This is a genomic window from Rhizobium sp. SVR5-9E (genome assembly GCF_056755095.1).
In genome coordinates this window covers 115076-136831 of record NZ_JBNDHS010000005.1, presented here as the reverse complement: position 1 = coordinate 136831, position 21756 = coordinate 115076, and the positions used below count along the sequence as shown (strand labels likewise).

The window sequence follows — 21756 nt, the reverse complement described above, 5'->3', positions numbered from 1 at the left end:
CAGCCACGCGCGCCAAACCGCTTCAGCGCGTAATGAACGGATTGCCGTACAGCGTCATCGCGAGCGACCGCGCGAGGTCGTGGCTGGTCGCGGCGGCGACCGCGTCATTTCCGGCGCGGTACGCATCGATGATCTGGCTGCCGCCGTTCCAGTCTTTCAAGAAGGCATCGAGCCAAGGGCGCGCGATTGTGAACGGGATGGGCCACGATGGAGCGACGACCGCGTGGAGACCATTGTCGAGCAGCCGGTGGGCGATGCCGACAAGGCCACCACTCTCCGGGTGCTGATCGACTCGGCCGCCCGAGCAGACGAACAGCACCGCGACTCGGCTGCCCCGCAGGGCGTCTGCAAGTTGGCGGAGGTCAGTCGGTTCGTTCAGGTCGTCGCTCAACCCACTGAAGTATCTATTATCCTCCGCGAGCCCGCCGTGCGCGCCGACGATCGCAAGGTCCGCCGACACGAGCGCGGCAGGCGTTGTTGACTGGGTGTGAAGCTGAATGCCTGCCGGCTGCAGCACCCCCTCGATATCGCCGGCCATTAGGCTGAGCGTGTCCATATATGAAGCCTCGGCGGCAATGGGTATCCAAGCGGCCGCTGTACCGTCGCCGGCCTTGCAGCCCGAGGCGACCGAGGCCTTCAGCCACGCGAGCGAAGGCGCGGTCGCCAGCGAACGAGAAACACCCGCGAGATCGCCGTCGACCGTCAGTATGTTCGGCGGCATGCGGGAGAGGTCACCCGACACGATGAGTGCGCGCTCCGGCAGACTCGGCAGGCCAAGCCGCTCGGTCGCGCTCCGAAACTCCTCAGAGCTAAGCGCAGGATTGGAGTAGCGGTGAGGATAGTCTTGGCCCCAATCCAGTAGGTGTTTGGAATCGAACGTCGCGGTCTCCACGGCCAGGGGCGGTTCTGGGCCGTCGGCGGTGACTGTCATCACCATCAACCCCTCTTCGTCGAGCGCCATTCCCACGACAGGCAGGCCGAGGCCGGCGATCTCGACGGCAGTGGCGAGAGGCGACTTCACGTCGAAGAGGATCCTCTCGGCCGCCTTCACCTCTTCACTCGCGTCACGGACGCCGACGCCCTGCGCGCCGAGCAGCTCTATCGAATAGGCGAACCCCTCGGGAGCGGTGGTTTCGGTCGATGCCCGAGCTAACCTCCTGCCCATGGTCCGCACGAGGCGAAGGTCGTAACTGACGTCGTCGTTGTAGCGCGCCGCTTGGATGGGGCCCGCCACCGCCGCGATCACCGACGCGTCGGGTAGCCGACCCGCCGCAGCCACTAGGGGCTGGTAAGCAGCTGGCAGGCGGAAGGTCAAGCGCTCGAACATCTCATGGGCGATCGCTACCACCCTGGTTCCCTCCGCCTCAGCGCGGTCGATGAGCTGTCGCAGCATCACCGCTGCCGGCAGCGCCTCGTCGCCGTCGGCCAACACCGCCTCGGCGTTCGCCGTAGCTAACTCGAGGAGGCGGAGCGTCGGCCATGCGTCGTTGCTTCCAGTCTGATGTCTGAGAAACTGCGCGTTAAGCTCGAGTGTGTCGAGACGCGAGCTATAGACTTCGGCTCTGGGAACCTTTGCCATCACTTTGCGTAGACGCTCGACGACGCGGATCGCCTCGTCCGGCAGACCAACGTCGCGCAGCAAGCGGAGGAGAATGTTTTGCTCGGTCCAGGCCTCCTGCCAGGTTCCTGCAGACGGCAGCTCGAAGGCGGCGATCAGCGCGAGCAGCGCCTCCCGCACCCTTCCAACCCTTGCGTAGACATCCGCGAAGGCTGCGAGCGCCTTCCTGCGACGCTCGGGCCGGTCGCCGGCCACTAGGAGGATCTGCTCGGCGAGGTCACGTGCCACTTGGGGACGTCCTCCGAGGATCATTTTCACCGCCGCCCCGCGCAGAACCGGCAGATCTTCGTCGGGATCCGCCGCAGCGGGCGCGACGGCGAGCGCGACCGTCACAAAGTTTCTCATCACCAGCTCGTCAACGGGATCGTTCGCATCAGCGGCGTAATGATCGACCATTTCAAGTAGGCCGGTAAGAACCGCATCCGGATTCTCACCGAGAACCTCGGCGGGGACTTTGTCGCGGCCCGCCAGCACGACCCCGTCCCCCTTCTCCACTAACCATTTCAGGACGCGCTCCATGATGCGCGGCAGCCGCTCGATGTCGTCGAGCTTCCTCTGTGGGGGATCGCGATCCTTGTCCACCTCTGGCAGCCCATCCGCCCTCTCGACTGCGATCTTCATCAAAATCGAGACGCCGCGGATGCCCACCCGCTCCGCATCGAGCAGGTCGGCGACGCTTGTTCGTGCATAGCCATCGCCCGGGTGCTCGGCGATGTAGGCGGCGGCGACGTCGACCAGCCGGCTCATCACGTTAGGCCCAACTGCGTAGCTCCCGGACGCAAGCGACCGCTCGAGAAGGGCCCGCGCGAAGACGAACCACTCTTCCTCCCAGGCGACGTCGCCGGAGAACAGCATTGCCACGGCCTCGTCGCGCCTGCCAGCGCGCTCCAGCGACCGCATGATCTCGCGCTGAATAGTGGCCGCCCAGTCGGGCATCTTGGCGGCGAGCTCACGCCCGAGTGCCACCGGATCGGAGAAGGAGGGGCCCGCGACCGCGTCGGCCAGCAGACCGAACACGCTGCCGATCACTTGCTCTTTGGCATGTGGCGATCCGCCAAGAAGATCCGCCGCCTTGGCGTAGTCGCCCTCGCGCGCCGAAGTGCGCCCATCGACCGACCGGAGCAGCTGCGAACCGGGGTGGAGCGCTCGCAACCGCTCGCGAACCTTCCCGATAAGCGCTTGGCGGCGCGTATCCAGCGCTATCTGCAGCGCGTTTTCGAGGTCGTGCGTCGCGACGAGATCGGGCAACACGCGTTCGACGAGAACTTGAGCCAAGTCGTCGCGTTCGACGCCGGTCGCGACCCGGGCCACGCCCAGCAGATCCTCGCTCTTCAGTTTCGCGATCGTCTCGGCCGACGCGTCCAAGATGCGGCTCACCTCATCTCGGATGCCCGCCCGTTCAAGCACAACGAGGCGCATGATCCATTTCCGGAGATCCGAGAGGCTCTCATCTTTCTCGATGAGGGAGATAGCCGTCCCCACGTCACCGGCTGCCACGTGGTCGTACGCGGCACTTACCTTGGCGATCACGTCTTCGGGGGTGAGCTTGTCCACATACGATCCGCCGCAGAGGCCGACGTCGCCGGCGGACTTAAGAAGCTCAACGTTTGACTTACGCGACGGCAGGTACTCGCCGATGTCCAGAACCACATAGCTTTCGGTGGCGCGCGCCTTCTCTTCGGCCATCAGCATCACGCCGTGGAGATGTTCGCACCAGTCGTCCTCGGGCAAACGAGGCCCGTTACTGGCGGAAACCAAATCGGGAAAGCGGTAGTGCGCGGCCTCTCCGACGATTACTGCCTGACGAATCGTCGATTTGTCGAGGAGCGCAGCAAGGGCTGCGGTCCTGAAGTCGGCGGCATGCTCCACATCGATTCTAGAGATGGTTTCCGAAACGAACGGACCAGTCTTCTCGTCGTCCTGCTCGAACCGGCGATACGCACGCCGCACACCCTCGTGCACGTCGGCGAGCATCCGTTGGAAGTCGCGACCACCCGGTGGCGGCAGCACAATCCTAACAGAATCGGCACGAGGATTGTTGTCCTTGTCGTGCATCATGGAGATGTACCCGGCGATCTCGCCGAGCCGCGAGATGCTGTCGCGCCTCCCAAATGCGAAGACGTCGGCATTTCGCCACTCGAGGCAGCCTCTGACGAATGCTAGCAGCTCGTGCTCGTCCAGCTTAACCATCGTCCTGTCAGTCATCGAGTATAGATCTCCATTCAATATCGCCTACGTAGCGGCTTACCGCTTAAACAGGCGCCGCGTTTCAGTCCGAATATGATAATTAAACCAGCGGCTTACTATGTTTCACACGCCGGAAATGAGTCTGCAATCGGCCAAACTGCACTTAGCCGAAAGGCCGGCAGTGCTTTTTCGGGGGCTTGTGAGCCACTGCAGGTCGGCGTTTGGCGCGGGCGAACGCTGGACCTGCCCTTATCTCTGTTCTTGGCGGTGTACCAGTGGGGAAATATCGGCTAGGATTTCAGCCGCATCCAAGACCGGCAGGTTAGACATGCTTATCGTATAGCGGACCGACAGGACGCCAGGCGGGAGCTGAAAATCCTGCGGCAGTCCCGGAAACTCCTCATCGACTTCGAAGATTTGCGCATCCCTTACGTTAAACCGCACAAGCTCGGGCGATCGGCGCATATCATCTGACCAGTTTAGTGCACTGAGCCGCATCATGAAACCGTCGACAGCTGCTGCGTCGCGGCGAATGTCTTCAATTGCGGCATCGATAAGAGTGGCGAGCGATTGCATGCCAGCTGCCGACTCTTCCAGCTGGACGGAAGCTAGGAGCAACCGACGGCCCGAGGGGGCCTTCAACTGGTCCACGCGTGAGATCTCATGCTCGTGACGACTTCGCGTCGTCGCTTTCACCTCCATGTGCAGTTGATCGCTTACGAAGTCATGTCGCTCTCTGTCTGGCCCGCTCCAGTGATGGACAGCATCTGGCCCTAGTGCTTGAAGCCAGACCATACGCAACATGAGTAGCTCGCCCGCCAAGCCAATCTGCTCCCTGCGTGACATCGGCTGGCGGAGCGGCCGCCAAGCGGATTGCCAGATGCGCACTATCGAGGCGGCCGCCGCCCAAGGATCTCTGCCTTCCCCATAAATGGCTTCGATGACTTGACCGCAAAGAGCGGCGAACATGGTTTCATGGGCCGCCGGCGACTGAAGGTCGAGACATTCGCTGTCCCCTAGACGGGCGTGCCGGATCCGCAGACCGTTGTAGTCCGGCGGCAACTCGCGATTGGGAGGACCAGACACTGGTGCCAGAAGGTGGGGCGCGCCATACGCGTCTACCGCTAGGTCTAGTCCTGTTTTGATACCGCCGTGCATTACAGGCGTGGTGAGGCTTAGTTCCTCGCCGGAGACTCTTTGCGCACGAAGGTCACGCCAGGCTGCGATCAGGGCTTCGCTAGTCACGCGACCACGCCTCGGTTCACAATCGAGCCCGATCGCGCATCGGACGTATGTGGCAGGCTTAGCGCCAGGGCGATAATCGCATCGACGCCCCGTGCCTCCAATGGTGTTGGATCAAGTGGGTAAATCATCAGCAACCCTTGGGTGCTCGGCCGTGCGGAGCGCATAGCTGCAGTGTCATAGTTTCCCGATGTGCGGCGAAAGGAGGCAGCTCCTCTCGGCAGATCGACTGCTTCGTGACGCGGATCGATCAAGATTCCGATACTTTCAGCGCTAGTCCGCGTGCGCGTGACAAGGCGGGTAGAGATACCACCGATCTGGATTGGCGCTCCCTTCTGAGTGCCGGCGAGGAATACTGACCATTCTATCAGTTCCCCTTCGGTCACCCGCTGCATGATCCAGTCGGCGATACTATCGCCCCTGAGGACGACGGTGTCGGGATGAATTTGGTAGGTCCTGAGGAAATCACAGACAATTTCCGGCGGCAGGTCCCGAAAAAGCCATCCTCCCAATGCTTCTCGGCCAGGCTTGGCCATAACCAGTAGCCGGTCGGCGAGACGCCAATTTGCCTGAAGGCGGGTATCGTCACGAAGTGGCAGAATGACTGTCTGCGGGTGCTCGCCTGACCACGAGTCCTGGATCGTCTCCGCCATGCCAGACTTGTTGCGTGCGGTAAGGAGAAGACCGCTGTGGGTCCTAAGGCGAATGGCCATCTCCCAAGGCCGTCGACCTGCGCGGTAGAGGGCGTGTAGGCTGTCCCTGAGGGACTGTTCGACGAGAGCAAGTTCCATGAACCAGCGGGCGATGCCGTCGGTGGTCCAGATGCGGATCAGGTCCTCATACCCCGTGCGGAAGCCGTACCACCGCGCCATCTGCAGTAAAGTGTCTGCCATGGTGGCCGTACGCAGAAAAAAGGAAATCGTCAGCCCTTCGAGTGTGAGCCCGCGAGAGAGCCGATTGCCGCCGACTGCCACCACGTGTCGGCCCGGGCTCTTGTCGTACTCCAAGTTCTCGCCGGTGGTGCTATTAAGTTCAAGTACGTTCAGTCTCGCCAAAACGTCTAATGCACCAGTGACGACCTCTTCGGGCTTTGGCGGCAGCTCGACTCCCCGAAAATGCAGATCAAGCTGATTACGAAACAAGGCGCTGAGGTCCTGTCCCTGGCGAATGGCCTCAATCCAGAGATCCTGCTGTCTCCGCACTGCTGCGGCTACGCGGGCTTGATCCTGGACTCGGGCGCTTACGTGGATAAGCATTGTGTGCGGTTGGCCGGCCAGTGGCGGGCGGCGCTCGCGGATTGCGCCCGCGAGACAAAAGGAGATCAGCGCGTCTGCGAGGGATTCCGGGAGCAGTTCCTGCTGGGGACCGGTGATCACTGGGGCGGATGACCGGCGACGCGCCGCCCGCTTCAACTGGTCTACATCCTCATCCGGCACACTACGGAAGACGTCTCGACCTTGGGCACTGACGCCGAACAGTTCTTCAGTTCCCGTGTAGCCTTCTGGGCGGGGCAACTGTAGTGCGAAATCTCTTGGGAATAGGTCGTGTCCGACCCTTCGGTCAGTGGCGGAGGGATCAATCAGGATATTGGCAAAAGGCGTGGCTGTATAAGCCACATAGGCTGCCTTTGGTGCGCGCTTGAGCAGCGACCGGATGAGGGCATTGGTAGCTGTGGGGCCCTCGCGGCTCCGAGCAGGTTCTTCCTCCTCGTCGTCATCCATGGAGGGGTCCGGCGCGCGGTTGCCGCGGGTGTTGATTGACGCCTGATCAGCCTCATCATCGATCAGCAATATGGGTACGTTGTTGAGCAGGTCGGCCGACGACTTCAACCAGGCGTCCAGACGTTCAAGGATCGGGACGATCTTCTTGACCACAATTAGAAAGACGCCCGGCCTTGCAAGCGCATCCGCGCCGGGGTCACGAAAGTCTTCCGTCGCTCCCGTGAGGACCGTCCAGCTCGGCCACGGAAAGTGCGGGCCGACCAGTTCGCGTTCGAGCCGCGCCTGGGTCTGGTTGCGCAAGGCATCGTGTATGCCTGAGAGAACAATGACTAAGCGATAACCGGCGTCCACCGCGCGGGCCGCAACGGCGGTGTAGTTTGCCGTTTTTCCACTCTGGACGTACCCCACGACTAGTCCGCGGCCTTGGAAGGAGGTCCTCGCTCGCGGGTCAGGAAGGTGCCGAAGCACCCGTGCGGATTCGGAGGAAAGGCTCGCCAGCGGTGCGGAACGCCATTGCCCTTCCTCTTTCAGGCGCCGCTCCAGGCGAGCCCACACGCCATCTGGCATGGGGGGCAAATCGTCGGTCCAGTTGGGCGCTGACGGCCGGAGCTCTCTCAGGCTGACGGCCGTCATGCGTCGACTACCTCCTCGATCAGCGTTTGCTGAACGTCGGCTTGGTCCAGATCCCCGAGAAATGCGGCCAGTGCGGTCGTTGCCGCAGGGCTGTCTTCGACTGCCCGTGCCAGTTCCGCCAGCGATGGAATCGCCGAACTGATCTGAAGAACTCGACTGCCTGTGAAGCCATCGGTAATCTTCCATGCGAACTTGGCCGTGGTCACTGCACGGATAGTAATTGGAGGAGCGGCAGGCGGCATGGGCGCTGTGCTTGGAGAAAAGGGAGGTACTAGACCGCCCACATCCGGGGCCTTAGGTGGGGACGCTATCGGCGCCCGCTGCGCGTCTAGATCGGCCGACGGCTCACCGGAGATCGGAGTCGATCTGGGCGAAGGACGCGGCGCAACGTACTTCGCTCTACTTGCCTTTCGTACTGGCGTCGCTAGTTCCTTGATCTCGGCCTGGAGATAGCCGGGCAGTCGGACCGTCTGCTTGGAGATGTTGATCTGGAAGGCTTCGTCGAGCGCAGGATCGAAGTCAACGGTGACGCGCGCCAACTTCATCTTTTCGTCGTTGGTGGCCCACATCTCGTGCCAGCCGCCCCATCGAATTAGCCGGTCATTCCTATAGATGAAAAGACCTTGCGTCTCATTGCGTTTCCCCCAGTATCCGATGCGGTCGAGGGCTTTCTGGATTGCTTCCGCTCCCTCCGAGGCGTGGTACAATTTTATTTCGTCTTCAGAGGGAAGCACGTACGGCTGAACCCGCACGGAGGCCGTAGCGTCCTCATAAGGCATCTTGAGTGTCTTTGCGTCGTGGATTTCAGTTAGGGGATGGCTCACCGGCCCATTGCTCTCGACAGGAATGTCGTTGATTCGGATGGTTAGTTGCGCGCGTCCCTTGGCGTCTCCATCCAGGAAGCGGTGAAACACAAGGCCGAGGTGCCGACTCAGCTCCTGTATTTCGGCCACATACGGCGCAACTCCCTTCACGGTCGGCGCTGACGCCGGTGCCTTCATCTTTTTCCAAAGTACAGACGTCCCGTGCTCGCCGGGATCGGCGGCAGCGCTCTCCCAAGCTTGCAGCTGGCCTTCATCCACCCGCCAGTCCGCCATGTTGTCTCGGTCCCAGGTTAGGTGCGCTAGTGGACCACCCCTTTGACGTGTTACGACTGTGAAGCTGCGCGCCTGCGACCAAGAGGCGCCTTTCAGGCCGTAGCCATACTTGCCCAGACTGCGACTGTCGTAGTCAACCTCACCTCCAACCCGCATAGCTTCATGGAGTTCGTAGGAACTCATGCCGTGGCCGTTGTCACGGATGGCCAGCCAACGGCCGTTGCCGCTGTTCGGTGGATCGAAGGTGATGGCGATCTCAGTAGCCCCGGCGGATATGGAGTTATCAATAATGTCGGCAACGGCGCTGACGAAGCTGTGGCCAGCATCGCCTAGAATAGCAGCGAGACGTTCTGGCCCCGGCGGCAGTCGCAGCGGACTCGCATTATCATCTGCCGGGGTTGCTTGGGCTGAGGGAGGAGTAGTGTTACTCATGGGCGGTCCCTTGGAAACGGATAAGGTGAACATATCGGGGCGCGCCTGCGTAAGCAGTCGAAAGACCCGAGGCGCTTCATCGAGTTCTAGCGCAACCATGCCGGCGCGGGCGAAGCCTGCCGTGGCCCCGTCGGAGAGCACCGCCCGAGCGGTCTCACCGTCCTCGGGAAAAATGGTCCAAGCGCCGGTCGCAGGGGTCACACCCGCTTCAACCAGCATTGCGAAAAGGCAGCCGGGTGAAACGAAGTCATACAGCTCGTCGGTTGGGCAGTTGCCTTCCAAGCGCCAATTCTTAGCTTGGCGCTTCAGCGAATGATCGAGTACCCGCGAGCCGCTATCGGTGTCGTACAGTAGCCGCAGCGGGATGCGATCAACGTCTGAGGCGGTGGGGAAGACGCGATCCACAACGTTGCCATCGAAGTTAATCGAGCGCTGGCGAGATCCTTCTCGTCCGCCGCGGCGGTAGGCATGGAACATGCCTAGCTCGCTGTGCCGCAGCACCCTCAGAATCAGGAAGTTCATTCAGCCCCCCGGCAATGCTGCCGATCGATTCACCCGTTCGTTGCACCATAGGCGAACGCATGCGAGTTTCACAATCCCCAGGCGTAGCCTTTAGGTGGGACAGACCTTTGACAGCCGCGATGGCATTGGGCAGAAAAGCACTACAGGGAAATCGCGAGTCGTAGCAGTGTGACTCGGGTAGCAGAAATATGGGGCCGCCGATACTGACCGACCTAAATATCAACGACCAACTGCAGGCTCTGTCTGATCAGCAACTTATCCGACTGCGCGCTGGCACAATCCGGGAGATGAGGTGTAGAAAACTTCCCGTAACCGTGGGTGGTGTGGCCGAACAATTGGCCATCGATTACTTTAACGCGACCCCCGGCTGCCCAAATCTTCAAGAGGCGCCGCCGGGGACATCAAACGTCGACGCGCTTTCTCGCAAGGGCGAACGCTATTCAATAAAGGCGATTCAGCAAGGGCGAAAGACTGGGACGATCTACCCAGATAGGGAAAATCCGGCGAAGCAGCTGTTCGAGTATTTACTGGTTGTGCGCATGGACGAGGACTGGGCGCTGCAGGCAATTTACGAGTTCGACTGGGCTCTTTTCGTGATGTTGAGGAGCTGGGACATCCGAATGAATGCTTGGTACATTGGCGGATCCGCGCGGACGCTAGGTCAGGCGCGCATCTATCGACCGATAGAGTAGTGAGGGCGTGCAGTGCCAAGTCCTTTAATCGAGCGGCATTTTTCTACCAGTCTTGATCGAGCTAAGCGGTTGGGGACATTGCATTTGAGGAACGAGATTAATGTGTCAGAACTTGAGCTTACCGCTGTGGTTGCATTTGCAAGGGGAGGGCGCTCTCGACAGCTCACGTTCAAGCCTGTCGAGCTCAACGCGTGTGCATATAGTTGGCGCGGCTTTTGATATGGGCCCTCACTACGAGCTTTGCTCGCAAGAGGAGCGCGGCGATTGAGCGGAGTGATAGATGCCTCCTTACTAGCGCGGATCGAACGTCTTAAAAGAGGTGGCCGGCCTAGAGTGTTGGACCTCTTTTCAGGGTGTGGCGGTCTCTCGCTGGGCTTTCGCGCAGAAGGCTTTGAGATCGCAGCGGCTGTAGAGCTCGATGCCGATGCTGCGGCTTCACATGGCGCCAACTTTCATCCAACAGACACGCGGCACGCACGCCCTCGCGACATTACGAAGCTGACGCCAGAAGGGCTGACGGAAGAACTAGGCCTCGGTCCGGTCGATGGCGCTATCGATGTTCTCGTTGGTGGCCCACCGTGCCAAGCGTTCGCGCGAGTGGGACGTCCCAAACTGCGCGAGGTCGCCGAGCACCCTGAGGCATTTCGGCTAGACACCCGTGCCCGCCTCTATCTTGATTACCTCAAATTCGTTCAGGCCTTCCGTCCTCTTGCATTGGTGATGGAGAATGTCCCTGACGTCTTGAACCATGGCGGTCAGAACATTGCGGAGGAGACACGGGAATTCCTTGAGTCGATTGGCTATGCAGCGCGTTATACTCTGCTGAACGCCGCGTTTTACGGTGTTCCGCAGATGCGAGAGCGTATGATTCTGATTGCCGTCCGGCGTGAGCTGGGGGTCGGTGTTACATTTCCCTTGCCCACACATTTTATGGACCTTCCGACCGGCTACGCGGGAAGTCGCCACGTGGCCCTAAAATTGTTAAAGAGCGAGTTTATTGGTGACGCTCAAGGTTACGTGGCGGCAGAACAACCACATAAGGGACTGACGCCAGCAGTCACGGCCGCGCAGGCACTTAGTGATCTTCCGATCATCACCGACCATCTGCGGGGCGAACTCCGACGTGGTATACGGCGCTTCGATCGACTGGCGACGTATCGAGCCGCTCCTACGACTGAGTATGCCCGGCTGATGAGGGAATGGCCGAGTTTCGAGAACGACACGGGCGTTTTTGACCATGTTATCCGATACCTTCCGCGCGATTGGAAGCTTTTCGCTCGGCTAAAGCCGGGCGATCAATACCCGCAAGCACACGCCGTGGCCGTAAGTATGTTCGAAGAGGCATTGACTAAGTTGGGGGCCGAATCAGGGGCCGTCCCACCAATAGGCTCAAACGAGTGGGAAGCCCTTAGGGCATCAATCGTGCCGCCCTATGACACCGGCAAGTTTCCCAACAAGTGGCGCAAGATGGAACCGGATCTGCCCGCACGCACTTTGATGGCGCACCTCGGCAAGGACAGCTACAGCCACATCCACTACGACAGCGCCCAGGCAAGAACCATCTCGGTCCGTGAGGCGGCTCGACTGCAGTCTTTCCCAGATGGCTTTGTTTTCCGCGGCGCGATGAACGCGGGTTTCCGGCAGGTGGGAAATGCGGTTCCGCCGCTCCTGGCGCGAGTCGTGGCAGCAGAAATCCTAAAAACTCTAGCAAAAGCAGCGGCCTGCCGAAATCGGCCCGTAGCGGCCTGAACTTCGATGGCTAGGCGGCAAGCTACACGAGCAGACCCTCTTACGCCTGAGAAGCGCCATTTCAACATGTCTCGAATACGGGCACGCGATACTCGTCCTGAGATGGCAATCCGGCGCGGGCTGCACGCGCTCGGCTTGCGCTATCGCCTGCATGACCGACGTCTGCCCGGAACGCCGGATCTAGTTTTCACCGGTCCGCGGGTGGTCGTATTCGTGCACGGCTGCTTCTGGCATGGTCATGAATGTTCGCTGGGGGTTAGGCCACGATCGAACGCGGCATTTTGGTCCGAGAAGATTGCACGCAATCAAGCAAGAGACCGCGAGACTATCCAAAAACTACAAAACACGGGTTGGCGATTGGCGGTTGTATGGGAATGTGCCCTCAGAGGACCTGGTCGGCGGCCAATTGATGCAGTCCTTGGCGACCTTTGCACTTTCATCCGTTCCGATACGGCTCTGGGGCGGCTCGATATTGAGGGAAGACACATAGTCCGCATAGGGGACCGATGAGATCCCTTTGATGAGTCCGGGTAGATTGCATCCTTCATCGGCGTCTATCCGGAACATGCAGCCGTGCTGCGATTGTCAAAGAAGGCAAAGCTATTTGTCTGTTTTGACAAAAAGCTTGAAATTTACACGTTTGGTCGGGCGGCCATGAAGTGGAATGCACTCGCTTGCCGGGGTAGGCCCGGGGGGCAGGGGCGACTAATACGCCTTGAGCCTAGCTGTGTGGTGGGCGCCTCCTTGTAGACCTACGCAGGAGCCACAACGCTGTCGATTTTCGCGCCCCCTCTATTAGCACGGAGCAGGCAGTACCAAGTTCGTGCAAGGTTTGTTGAGGTACAACCCATCCCGCTGTCACAAGAAGGTGGGCAAATGGATGGGCAAGCGAGCAACTGTACGAAATAGCATAATAAAATCAATTGATAATGGCGGAAGAGGTGGGATTCGAACCCACGGTACGGTTTCCCGCACGCCGGTTTTCAAGACCGGTTCCTTAAACCACTCGGACACTCTTCCTTGCGCGCCTTATGGCGCAAAGGTCGTGGCCAATGCAAGGGTCGGATGGAAAAATCTTGGTTTGAGGACCAGCAACGGCGGCGGTCACAAGCAGCGCATTAGCAACTCGTTAACTATAACCATTAAAATTGTTCGCATTCCGCCGAAAACATCCGCAAATTCAACGCCGAAACCACAGAATTAAAGTCTCGTTAGGTGGATGGAGATAGGCGTGACTGGTCCATTTCGGGCAACTCCTTCACCATAATGATTTGAGCGGCGTGGGGCATATGAGACTGAGATACGGGGCGGCGTCTTTCGCAACGGGTACGCGGTGGCTTGGATTGGCGCTTATGTGCGCAACCGTCACGGCTTGTGGCACGACATCGCAGGTGCCGAAGAAGCGGGCCCATGGCAAGGAATATTTCTCCGAAAAGGAATACGGCGTTAAGGCCAGCCCGCGTGTTGCCACCGGCAACAGCATACCCAAAGGCGGCGGCCGCTACATGGTCGGCAATCCCTATGAGGTCAGGGGCAAGTGGTATTACCCCAAGGAAGACTTCAGCTATAGCAAGGTCGGTGTGGCGTCCTGGTACGGCTCGGCCTTCCATGGCCGCCTGACGGCAAATGGTGAAGTCTACGATCAGATGCATCTGTCCGCCGCGCATCCGACCTTCCCGTTGCCGAGCTACGCGCGCGTGACGAACCTCGAAAACGGCTCCTCGGTCATCGTTCGCGTCAATGACCGTGGCCCCTATCACGAAGGCCGCATCATCGATCTTTCCAACAAGACGGCGGATATGCTCGACCTGCAGCATAGCGGTACTGGTAAGGTGCGCGTGCAATATGTCGGCAAGGCGCGCATGGATGGGCATGACATGCCTTACCTGATGGCATCCTACATACCGAAGGGCAGCCGCATTCCGGCCGTCAATCCGGAAGGCCAGATTGCAACGGGCGTGATGGTCGCATCCAACAGCAAGAAGATCACCGGCGACCAGCTCCAGAGCCTTGGGACATTGACGGTCGATCCGTCGAACGTACCTGTGCCTTTCTCCGCAACGGCCTATGGCGGCGCAACGCCGAGTGCGCCCTACAATGCAGCGCCGGTACCGAGGCCGGCTCCCGCCTTCGCCAATGCCGGGCAGGCTCCGGCTTTCGCCAGTGCCGAGCAGGCTTTCGGGCAGATGGTCGTGCTGCCGGAAATCGGACCTATTCCTTATGAGCGTCCTTACGGAGCCGGGCAGGGAGGCTCGCTCGCCTTGGGCTACCAGGATGAGGTTGTGAAGACGGTGCCCGTCGAACTTGCCTTCGACGCCGTCCTGGTTCGCAATGACAGGCTGACGCAGAATTCAATTCGAGCCTCCTACAAGCGCCAGCAGGCAAAACAGATCGCACGCTGAACGGAAGCGATTGCGCCCGGCGCGCACTGTCTCTAACGTTTGGAGTCGAAACTTCTGTCCAATGGAGCTCCGATGTTGAAGCGCCTGCTTCGCCTCTGCGCATGCCTTCTATCCTTCGCTTCGCCATCTTACGCCGCAGAACCCGCGCCCGCGGGTTTTGTCACGAAAGCCGCGCAGGCCTATATGGTCGAGGCGTCGACGGGGACGGTGCTGCTTGCAAAGAACGAGGATCAGACTTTCTCGCCCGCCTCGCTCGCAAAGCTGATGACGATGGATCTTGTCTTCGGCTCGTTGAAGAACGGCGAGATCACGCTCGACACCGACTATCCGGTTTCTGAATATGCCTGGCGGACGGGCGGTGCACCCTCGCGGACGGCTACGATGTTTGCGGCGCTGAAATCGCGCATTCGCGTCGAAGACCTGGTCAAGGGCGTTGCGATCCAGGGCGCCAACGACGCTTGCATCATTCTTGCGGAGGGCATGAGCGGCACCGAGGGTAATTTCGCGGCAGCGATGACCCGGCGGGCGCAAACGCTCGGAATGGAAAAAACGATCTTCGGAAACTCCACCGGCCTGCCGGACGGCAAAAGCAAGGTGTCCGCGCGTGACCTAGTGACGCTCGCGACGGATCTGCAGCAGTCTTATCCCGAGTATTATCATTATTTCGCGCAGCCGGATTTCGAATGGAACAAGATATTCCAGCGTAACCGCAACCCCTTGCTTGACTTGGGGCTTGGCGCCGACGGATTGGCAACCGGCTTTGCAGAAGGCGAGGGGTATTCGCTCGTGGCGTCGGTGGAGCGTGATGGAAAGCGGCTTTTCCTGGCGCTCGGTGGCATGCCATCCGACAAGGAACGGACCGAAGAAGCCAAACGCATTCTGGAATGGGGCCTGACGGCCTTCGAGAGCCGCCAGCTTTTTGCCGACAAGGAGGCCATTGGCGCCGCCAGCGTCTATGGCGGCACGGCCCGGACCGTGGATCTCGTCGCGAAGGGTCCCGTCAGCGTCTACATTCCAGTGAGCAACCCTGAGCGGCTGTCGGCGCGGATCGTCTACCGGTGGCCGTTGACGGCTCCCGTTGATGCCGATACGGAAGCCGGCACGCTGGTCATCGCGGCAGGCGGCCGCGTGTTGCGCGAGGTACCGCTTTACACAGCGCAGAGCGTCGGGGTGGGATCGCTCAGAAGCCGTGCCGTCGATGCGCTGCTGGAGCTTGGTGAATCGTTGTTATTTTCCTGGCTCTGGGACAGGGCAGAACCGACCTGATCCGCCAATGGCGGATTGCGGAGAACGCATGGAGGTCACTCGGACGGTTTCGCTTGGCCCTGTCTTTCGATAGATAAGAAAAGAGCCCGGCGCGCCGCCGGCGCCAGAATGCGGGAATGAGTCATTGTCATCCGGTACGGGATTGTTCGTTACGTTTGAGGGCGGGGAGGGTGCGGGAAAATCCACGCAGATCCGCCGCCTTGCAGAGGCGTTGAGGGCGCGGGGGCTCGACGTTCTGCTGACGCGGGAGCCCGGCGGCTCACCCGGCGCCGAAGCCGTGCGCCACGTCCTGCTATCGGGGGCGGCCGAAGCTTTCGGCACGCGCATGGAAGCCATTCTCTTTGCCGCAGCCCGCAACGATCACGTCGAGGAGGTCATTCGCCCTGCACTTCGTCAAGGCAAGATCGTCCTTTGCGACCGGTTCATGGATTCATCGCGTGTCTACCAGGGCGTCACAGGCAATCTCGAGGCGGATTTCATCGAGACGCTGCAGCGGATCGCTGTCGACGGGGTCGTGCCGAACTGCACGTTGATCCTCGACATTCCGGCACGGCTCGGCTTGGAGCGCGCCAAAAAGCGCAGTGCGGCAACGGCGGATGGGCCGGATCGGTTCGAGAAGGAAGAACTTGAGACACACGAAAAGCGCCGGGAAGCCTATCTCGATATCGCCGCCCGTGAACCAGAGCGGTGCCACGTCATCGACGCCACGCAGAGCGAAGAGGCTATAGCCGCAGAGATTCTCGCGATCGTCGATAACCGTCTCGCGCCTGTACTCACCGAGAGAATGCCGGAAGCTGCGAATGAGTGACGAGCGGCCGGGGCTTCTGGAGGGCGCAATCTCGCCAGCCGAAAATACAAAACTCTTCGGGCATGACGAAGCGCAGGCCTTTCTTTCCCAATCCTATCGGTCGGGCAAAGGCCACCATGCGGTCCTGATCGAGGGGCCGGAGGGAATTGGCAAGGCGACGCTCGCATTCCGCTTCGCGAATTACGTTCTGTCGAATCCCGATCCGGCAACAGCGCCGGAGGTGGTCGGAGATCCCGATCCTGCGTCTGCTGTCAGCCGCCAGATTGCCTCGGGGGCGTCGCATAACCTCCTCTATCTTTCACGTCCTGTGGACGAAAAGACCGGCAAGGTGAAGTCGGCGATAACGGTGGACGAGGTGCGGCGGGCCGGCCGCTTCTTCTCGCAAACATCAGGAACGGGCAACTGGCGCATCGTAATCATCGATCCGGCAGACGACATGAACCGCAATGCGGCAAACGCCATCCTGAAAATCCTCGAGGAGCCGCCAAAACGGGCGCTCTTTCTCGTGTTGTCGCACGCGCCGGGCAAGCTTCTGCCTACGATCCGGTCGCGGTGCTTGCCGCTCAAGCTTGCGCCACTCGACGACAGAGCATTGGGCGCGGCCCTCGCCAATCTTGGCACGCCAGCCGGCGATGCAGCGGTGCTTTCGATGGCGAAGGGCAGCGTTGGTGAAGCATTGAAGCTTCTGAACTACGGCGGAGGCGAAATCATCGCCGCCTATAACGAAGTGCTGTCTGCTCAGGGTCCGGCGGCCCGCAAAGCGATGCATCGTTTGGCGGACGCGCTCTCCGGCAAGGACGGCGACACCATCTTCGAATTTTTCGTGAGCCATATCGCGGATGACCTGATGAACCGAGCGCGAAATGCGGCGCGGGCAGGCGAGCTTTCCTCCGCAGAGCGGCTGGCGCGACTCCAGTCCGACATCAATGAGCGGCTTGCCGTTTCCGACGCCTACAACCTCGACCGCAAACAGACGATCCTCAGCATTCTCGGCGATATCAAGCAGCCGGGGCCTTGATCAGCCGGCAAGCAATTTCCAGGCGACGATCGCCAGCGTGACCGCCAGGACCATACGGATGGTGCGTTCGTGCAGCTTCGGCGCCACGAGGCTGCCAGCAATGATGCCGGGAATGGAGCCGATCAACAGTGCCAGCAGCATCAGCCAGTCGACCTCTCCGATGAACCAATATCCTACACCGCCGATCAAGGTCAGCGGTACCGCATGAACGATATCGGAGCCGACGATTTCGCGGACGTCGAGCTTGGGATAGAGGATCAGCAGGATCGTTACCCCGAGCGCACCGGCGCCGACCGATGTCAGCGTGACGAGAACGCCGAGCGCCAGTCCGAGAACGACGGTGAGGGCGGCAATCGTCGCTGGGCGCGGCGGCGCACGCTCGCCGATGGTGCGGCGAGCGAAGGCGAGAACCTGCGGACGGAAGATCAGCAACACCGCCGTCATGACAAGCAGCCAGCCCAGTGCCACAGTCACTGTCTGGGTGACTTCGAGGCTCTTGCGGTCGACACCGGCCATCAGCCAGAGCATCAGAATCGCTGCCGGAACGCTGCCTGCCCCCAGCGAGCCGACAACGCGCCAGTTGACGCGGCCATGCATGCCATGAACGGCAGTACCTGCCGTCTTGGTGATGGCCGCGTAGAGCAGGTCCGTGCCGACCGCGGTTGCGGGATGAACGCCAAAAAGCAGAACGAGCAGGGGGGTCATCAGTGATCCGCCACCCACACCGGTGATGCCGACAAGCGCGCCGACAACAAAGCCCGAGAGCGAATAGAGAGGCTGAAAACTTTCGAGAAACGTCAAGCAGCGGACCTCTGGTAGACCGAGAGACTGCTGTAATGCGCTGTTGGAAATCTCACGTCGACTGCGCCTCGTTCTTCAGTGTCGCAACGCGTAGAATGCGGCACAAAGTGAGTCAAGCTCACAGCCTCGCCGAACCGGCGAATCGCAGGCGCTTTCGAAACTTAGTGTTTCTCTTCTTCCTGACATGCGCTAAGAGCGGCTGACATTTTTAGAGAGTAAGCCGGACACGATGGCCGCCATGACAGACAAGAAGCCCTTCTACATTACGACCGCGATTTCCTACCCGAACGGCAAGCCGCATATCGGCCATGCCTACGAGTTGATCGCGACGGACGCCTTGGCGCGCTTTCAGCGCCTCGATGGACGCGATGTCTTCTTTCTGACGGGCACCGACGAACACGGCCAGAAGATGCAGCAGACGGCGCGGGCGGAGGGCATCACGGCTCAGGAGCTCGCGGACCGCAACTCCGGTGAGTTCCAGGCGATGGCCAAGCTGCTGAACGCCTCGAACGACGACTTCATCCGGACCACCGAAGAGCGTCATCACGAGGCTTCCAGAGAGATCTGGAACCGGATGGCGGAGAACGGCGACATCTACAAGGATTCCTACGCCGGCTGGTATTCCGTGCGCGACGAAGCCTACTACCAGGAAAACGAGACGGAGCTCCGCGCCGACGGGGTACGCTACGGACCGCAAGGCACGCCGGTCGAATGGGTGCAGGAGGAAAGCTATTTCTTCAAGCTTTCCGAATATCAGGACAAGCTCCTCAAGCACTATGAGGAGAACCCCGATTTCATCGGCCCCGCCGAGCGGCGCAACGAGGTGATCTCTTTCGTCAAATCGGGATTGAAGGACCTCTCGATTTCAAGAACCACGTTCGACTGGGGCATCAAGGTGCCGAACGATCCGTCGCATGTCATGTATGTGTGGGTCGACGCGCTGACGAATTACATTACCGCGACTGGCTATCTGGATGATCCGAAAGGCCTGAGGGGGAAATACTGGCCGGCCAACATCCATGTGATCGGCAAGGACATCATCCGCTTCCATGCTGTCTACTGGCCGGCTTTCCTGATGTCGGCGAAGCTGCCACTGCCGAAGCGGGTTTTTGCGCATGGCTTCCTGCTCAACAAGGGCGAGAAGATGTCGAAGTCGGTCGGCAACGTCGTCGACCCGGTCAATCTGGTGAACCATTTCGGTCTCGATCAGGTACGCTATTTCTTCCTGCGCGAGGTGTCCTTCGGCCAGGACGGCAGCTACAGCGAAGAGGCGATCGGCACGCGTATCAATTCCGATCTTGCGAACGGTATCGGCAATCTCGCAAGCCGCTCTCTCTCGATGATCGTCAAGAACTGCGACGGCCAGATACCGGAATGCGGACCGCTCACCGACGAGGATAAGGCGATGCTGGCGCAAGCCGATGCGCTGCTCGCTTCGACCCGCGAGGACATGGACAAGCAGCTGATTCACAGAGCGCTGGCATCGATCATCGCGGTGGTTTCGGAAACCGACCGCTATTTCGCCGGTCAGGAGCCTTGGGCGCTGAAGAAGACCGATCCGGCGCGTATGGGCACCGTGCTTTACGTTACGGCAGAGGTCGTGCGCCAGATTGCAATCCTGCTGCAGCCGTTCATGCCGGAATCGTCGGGCAAGCTACTCGACCTCGTTGCTGCGCCTGCGGAAAAGCGCGATTTCGCCGCATTGGGCGAAGCCGGGCGTCTCGTACCGGGGACCCCGCTGGAAGCACCGAAGCCTGTGTTCCCGCGCTATGTGGCGCCGGAAGCTTAGGGGTCTGCCATGCTGATCGACACGCATTGCCATCTGGATTTCGCCGACTTCGAGGAAGAGCGCGACGATATCATCTCGCGCGCGCACCAGGCCGGCGTGAAGCAGATGGTGACGATCTCGACACGCGTGCGAAAGCTCGAAACGCTGCTTGCGATTACGGAAAAGTATCCCTCGGTCTTTTGCTCCGTCGGGACGCATCCGAACAATGCGGACGAGGAGCTCGACATTCAGACCGAGGATCTCGTACGCCTCGCCAACGCCCACGAAAAAGTTGTCGCAATCGGCGAGGCTGGGCTCGATTATTTTTATGACACGCAGAAACCGGAAGACCAGCAAACCGGCTTTCGCCGGCATATTGCTGCCGCGCGGGAAACGCAGCTGCCGCTGGTGATCCATAGCCGCAGCGCCGACGAGGATATGGCGGCGATCCTGACTGAGGAAACAGGGAAGGGGGCCTTCCCCTTCATTCTCCATTGCTTCTCCGCCGGTCCGGAGCTTGCCCGTACCGGTGTCAAACTCGGCGGTTACATTTCCTTCTCCGGCATCCTCACCTTCCCTAAATCCGAGGAGCTTCGGGCGATCGCAAAGACGATCCCGCATGACCGTCTGCTGATCGAAACCGATGCGCCTTACCTTGCGCCGAAGCGCTGGCGCGGCAAGCGCAATGAGCCATCCTATGTCGTGAATACGGCCGAGGTACTCGCTGAGACACTCGATCTCAGCTATGCCGACATTGCGCGTATTACGACCGAGAACGCGTTCCGGCTCTTCTCGAAAATGCCGAGGGTCTAGCGCGTGGGATACCGGCGGCGCTTCACCATTCTCGGCTGCGCGTCGTCGCCTGGCGTGCCACGCATTACCGGCGATTGGGGTGCCTGCGATCCAGCCAACCCGAAGAACCGGCGCACGCGTGCAGCCTTCCTCGTGCAGCAATACGACGACAATGGCGGCGTCACGACCGTCGTCATCGATACCGGACCGGATTTCCGCGAGCAGATGATCGCCGCCAAGGTGCAGCACGTCGATGCCGTGCTCTATACGCATCCGCATGCCGATCACATCCACGGGATCGACGATCTGCGCGGCTTCTTTCACAACGCTCAGCAGCGCGTGCCGATCTATGCCAATCCGTTCACGATGGAACGCATTCGCCAGGGCTTCAGCTACTGCATCGAAACGCCGCCCGACAGCAATTATCCGCCAATCGTCGAACCGATCCTGATCGAAGACATCAATAAGCCGATTTCAATCACAGGCGCCGGTGGGGCGATTTCGTTCAAGCCGCATCTGCAGCAGCACGGCGATATCCATTCGCTCGGCTTCAGGATCGGCGCGGTCGCTTATTGCAGTGATATCAGCGACTTTCCGCCCGAAACGGTCGCAAAGCTTGACGATCTCGACGTCCTTGTCATCGATGCCCTGCAATACCGCTATCACCCGAGCCATCTGTCCCTGGAGCAATCGCTTGACTGGATCGGGCGGCTGAAGCCGAAGCGGGCCATCCTGACTCATATGCACACGCCGCTGGACTACGACACGGTGATGACCGAGACGCCGGAGAACGTCGTACCGGCGTACGATCAGATGCAGTTCGAGATCGAACTGGACGAACTTAGCGATTCCTAGAGGGTTAGCGACCGCCGTGTCGCGGGGCGAGGGCGCATCGGATGCCGCTCATGCCGCTCGGCGACCTCCCCCAATTGCACTACCTTACCGTTTGGCAGTTTCGACATATATTTCCCGGTATGAGTGCTTGTCGAACGATGGCCTTGCGTTCCG

The 21756-nt window shown here is 60.4% G+C and carries 15 protein-coding genes and 1 tRNA gene; 10 read left to right on the top strand and 6 right to left on the bottom strand.

Translation table 11 applies throughout. The features are described from left to right. Nucleotides 1-22: 22 nt before the first annotated feature. The 4 genes from ACPYOJ_RS05030 to ACPYOJ_RS05015 form a co-directional block, all read right to left on the bottom strand. Nucleotides 23-3823: a hypothetical protein gene (locus ACPYOJ_RS05030; RefSeq protein ID WP_481415257.1), complete on the bottom strand. Its 3801-nt coding sequence runs from the start codon at nucleotides 3821-3823 to the stop codon at nucleotides 23-25. 231 nt (nucleotides 3824-4054) lie between these two features. Further along, nucleotides 4055-5050 (bottom strand): PD-(D/E)XK motif protein, encoded by a 996-nt coding sequence (locus ACPYOJ_RS05025; RefSeq protein ID WP_481415256.1) that lies wholly within the window; start codon nucleotides 5048-5050, stop codon nucleotides 4055-4057. After that, nucleotides 5047-7176 (bottom strand): Z1 domain-containing protein, encoded by a 2130-nt coding sequence (locus tag ACPYOJ_RS05020; protein WP_481415255.1) that lies wholly within the window; start codon nucleotides 7174-7176, stop codon nucleotides 5047-5049. Before ACPYOJ_RS05020 ends, ACPYOJ_RS05025 begins: the two co-directional genes overlap by 4 nt. A gap of 221 nt (nucleotides 7177-7397) precedes the next feature. Further along, nucleotides 7398-9452, bottom strand: a complete 2055-nt coding sequence (locus ACPYOJ_RS05015; protein ID WP_481415254.1) for an ATP-binding protein — start codon at nucleotides 9450-9452, stop codon at nucleotides 7398-7400. Nucleotides 9453-9640: 188 nt separating this feature from the next. On the opposite strand from ACPYOJ_RS05015, the gene ACPYOJ_RS05010 reads away from it, so the two are divergent. The 3 genes from ACPYOJ_RS05010 to ACPYOJ_RS05000 all read left to right on the top strand — a co-directional run bounded on the left by ACPYOJ_RS05010 (nucleotide 9641) and on the right by ACPYOJ_RS05000 (nucleotide 12403). Next, nucleotides 9641-10144 (top strand): hypothetical protein, encoded by a 504-nt coding sequence (locus ACPYOJ_RS05010; protein WP_481415253.1) that lies wholly within the window; start codon nucleotides 9641-9643, stop codon nucleotides 10142-10144. Between the two features lie 333 nt (nucleotides 10145-10477). Next, entirely contained in the window at nucleotides 10478-11893 is a 1416-nt protein-coding gene (locus ACPYOJ_RS05005) for a DNA cytosine methyltransferase (RefSeq protein ID WP_481415252.1), read from the top strand. Nucleotides 11894-11899: 6 nt separating this feature from the next. After that, complete coding sequence (locus ACPYOJ_RS05000) at nucleotides 11900-12403, top strand: very short patch repair endonuclease (protein ID WP_481415251.1); 504 nt, start codon at nucleotides 11900-11902, stop codon at nucleotides 12401-12403. A gap of 420 nt (nucleotides 12404-12823) precedes the next feature. Here ACPYOJ_RS05000 and ACPYOJ_RS04995 read toward each other — a convergent pair. After that, nucleotides 12824-12913 (bottom strand) — tRNA-Ser (locus ACPYOJ_RS04995). A gap of 269 nt (nucleotides 12914-13182) precedes the next feature. Here ACPYOJ_RS04995 and ACPYOJ_RS04990 point away from each other — a divergent pair. The 4 genes from ACPYOJ_RS04990 (at nucleotide 13183) to ACPYOJ_RS04975 (ending at nucleotide 17387) form a co-directional block, all read left to right on the top strand. Beyond that, nucleotides 13183-14295, top strand: coding sequence for a septal ring lytic transglycosylase RlpA family protein (locus ACPYOJ_RS04990; RefSeq protein ID WP_481415250.1), 1113 nt, complete (start codon nucleotides 13183-13185; stop codon nucleotides 14293-14295). Between the two features lie 72 nt (nucleotides 14296-14367). Next, on the top strand, nucleotides 14368-15561 hold the full coding sequence (locus ACPYOJ_RS04985; protein ID WP_481415249.1) for a D-alanyl-D-alanine carboxypeptidase family protein: 1194 nt from the start codon (nucleotides 14368-14370) through the stop codon (nucleotides 15559-15561). 124 nt (nucleotides 15562-15685) lie between these two features. Next, nucleotides 15686-16369, top strand: a complete 684-nt coding sequence (gene tmk, locus ACPYOJ_RS04980; RefSeq protein WP_481415248.1) for a dTMP kinase — start codon at nucleotides 15686-15688, stop codon at nucleotides 16367-16369. After that, nucleotides 16362-17387, top strand: a complete 1026-nt coding sequence (locus ACPYOJ_RS04975; RefSeq protein WP_481415247.1) for a DNA polymerase III subunit delta' — start codon at nucleotides 16362-16364, stop codon at nucleotides 17385-17387. Before tmk ends, ACPYOJ_RS04975 begins: the two co-directional genes overlap by 8 nt. Here the strand turns inward: ACPYOJ_RS04975 and ACPYOJ_RS04970 are convergent, their stop codons facing one another. Next, on the bottom strand, nucleotides 17388-18188 hold the full coding sequence (locus ACPYOJ_RS04970; RefSeq protein WP_481415246.1) for a sulfite exporter TauE/SafE family protein: 801 nt from the start codon (nucleotides 18186-18188) through the stop codon (nucleotides 17388-17390). A 238-nt stretch (nucleotides 18189-18426) separates the two neighbouring features. On the opposite strand from ACPYOJ_RS04970, the gene metG reads away from it, so the two are divergent. Genes metG through ACPYOJ_RS04955 form a run of 3 tightly spaced genes read left to right on the top strand, consistent with a single transcriptional unit; the run spans nucleotide 18427 to nucleotide 21603 of the window. After that, nucleotides 18427-19977, top strand: coding sequence for a methionine--tRNA ligase (gene metG, locus ACPYOJ_RS04965; protein ID WP_481415245.1), 1551 nt, complete (start codon nucleotides 18427-18429; stop codon nucleotides 19975-19977). 9 nt (nucleotides 19978-19986) lie between these two features. Next, complete coding sequence (locus ACPYOJ_RS04960) at nucleotides 19987-20769, top strand: TatD family hydrolase (protein ID WP_481415244.1); 783 nt, start codon at nucleotides 19987-19989, stop codon at nucleotides 20767-20769. Nucleotides 20770-20772: 3 nt separating this feature from the next. Continuing rightward, entirely contained in the window at nucleotides 20773-21603 is an 831-nt protein-coding gene (locus ACPYOJ_RS04955) for an MBL fold metallo-hydrolase (RefSeq protein ID WP_481415243.1), read from the top strand. Nucleotides 21604-21756 lie beyond the last annotated feature (153 nt).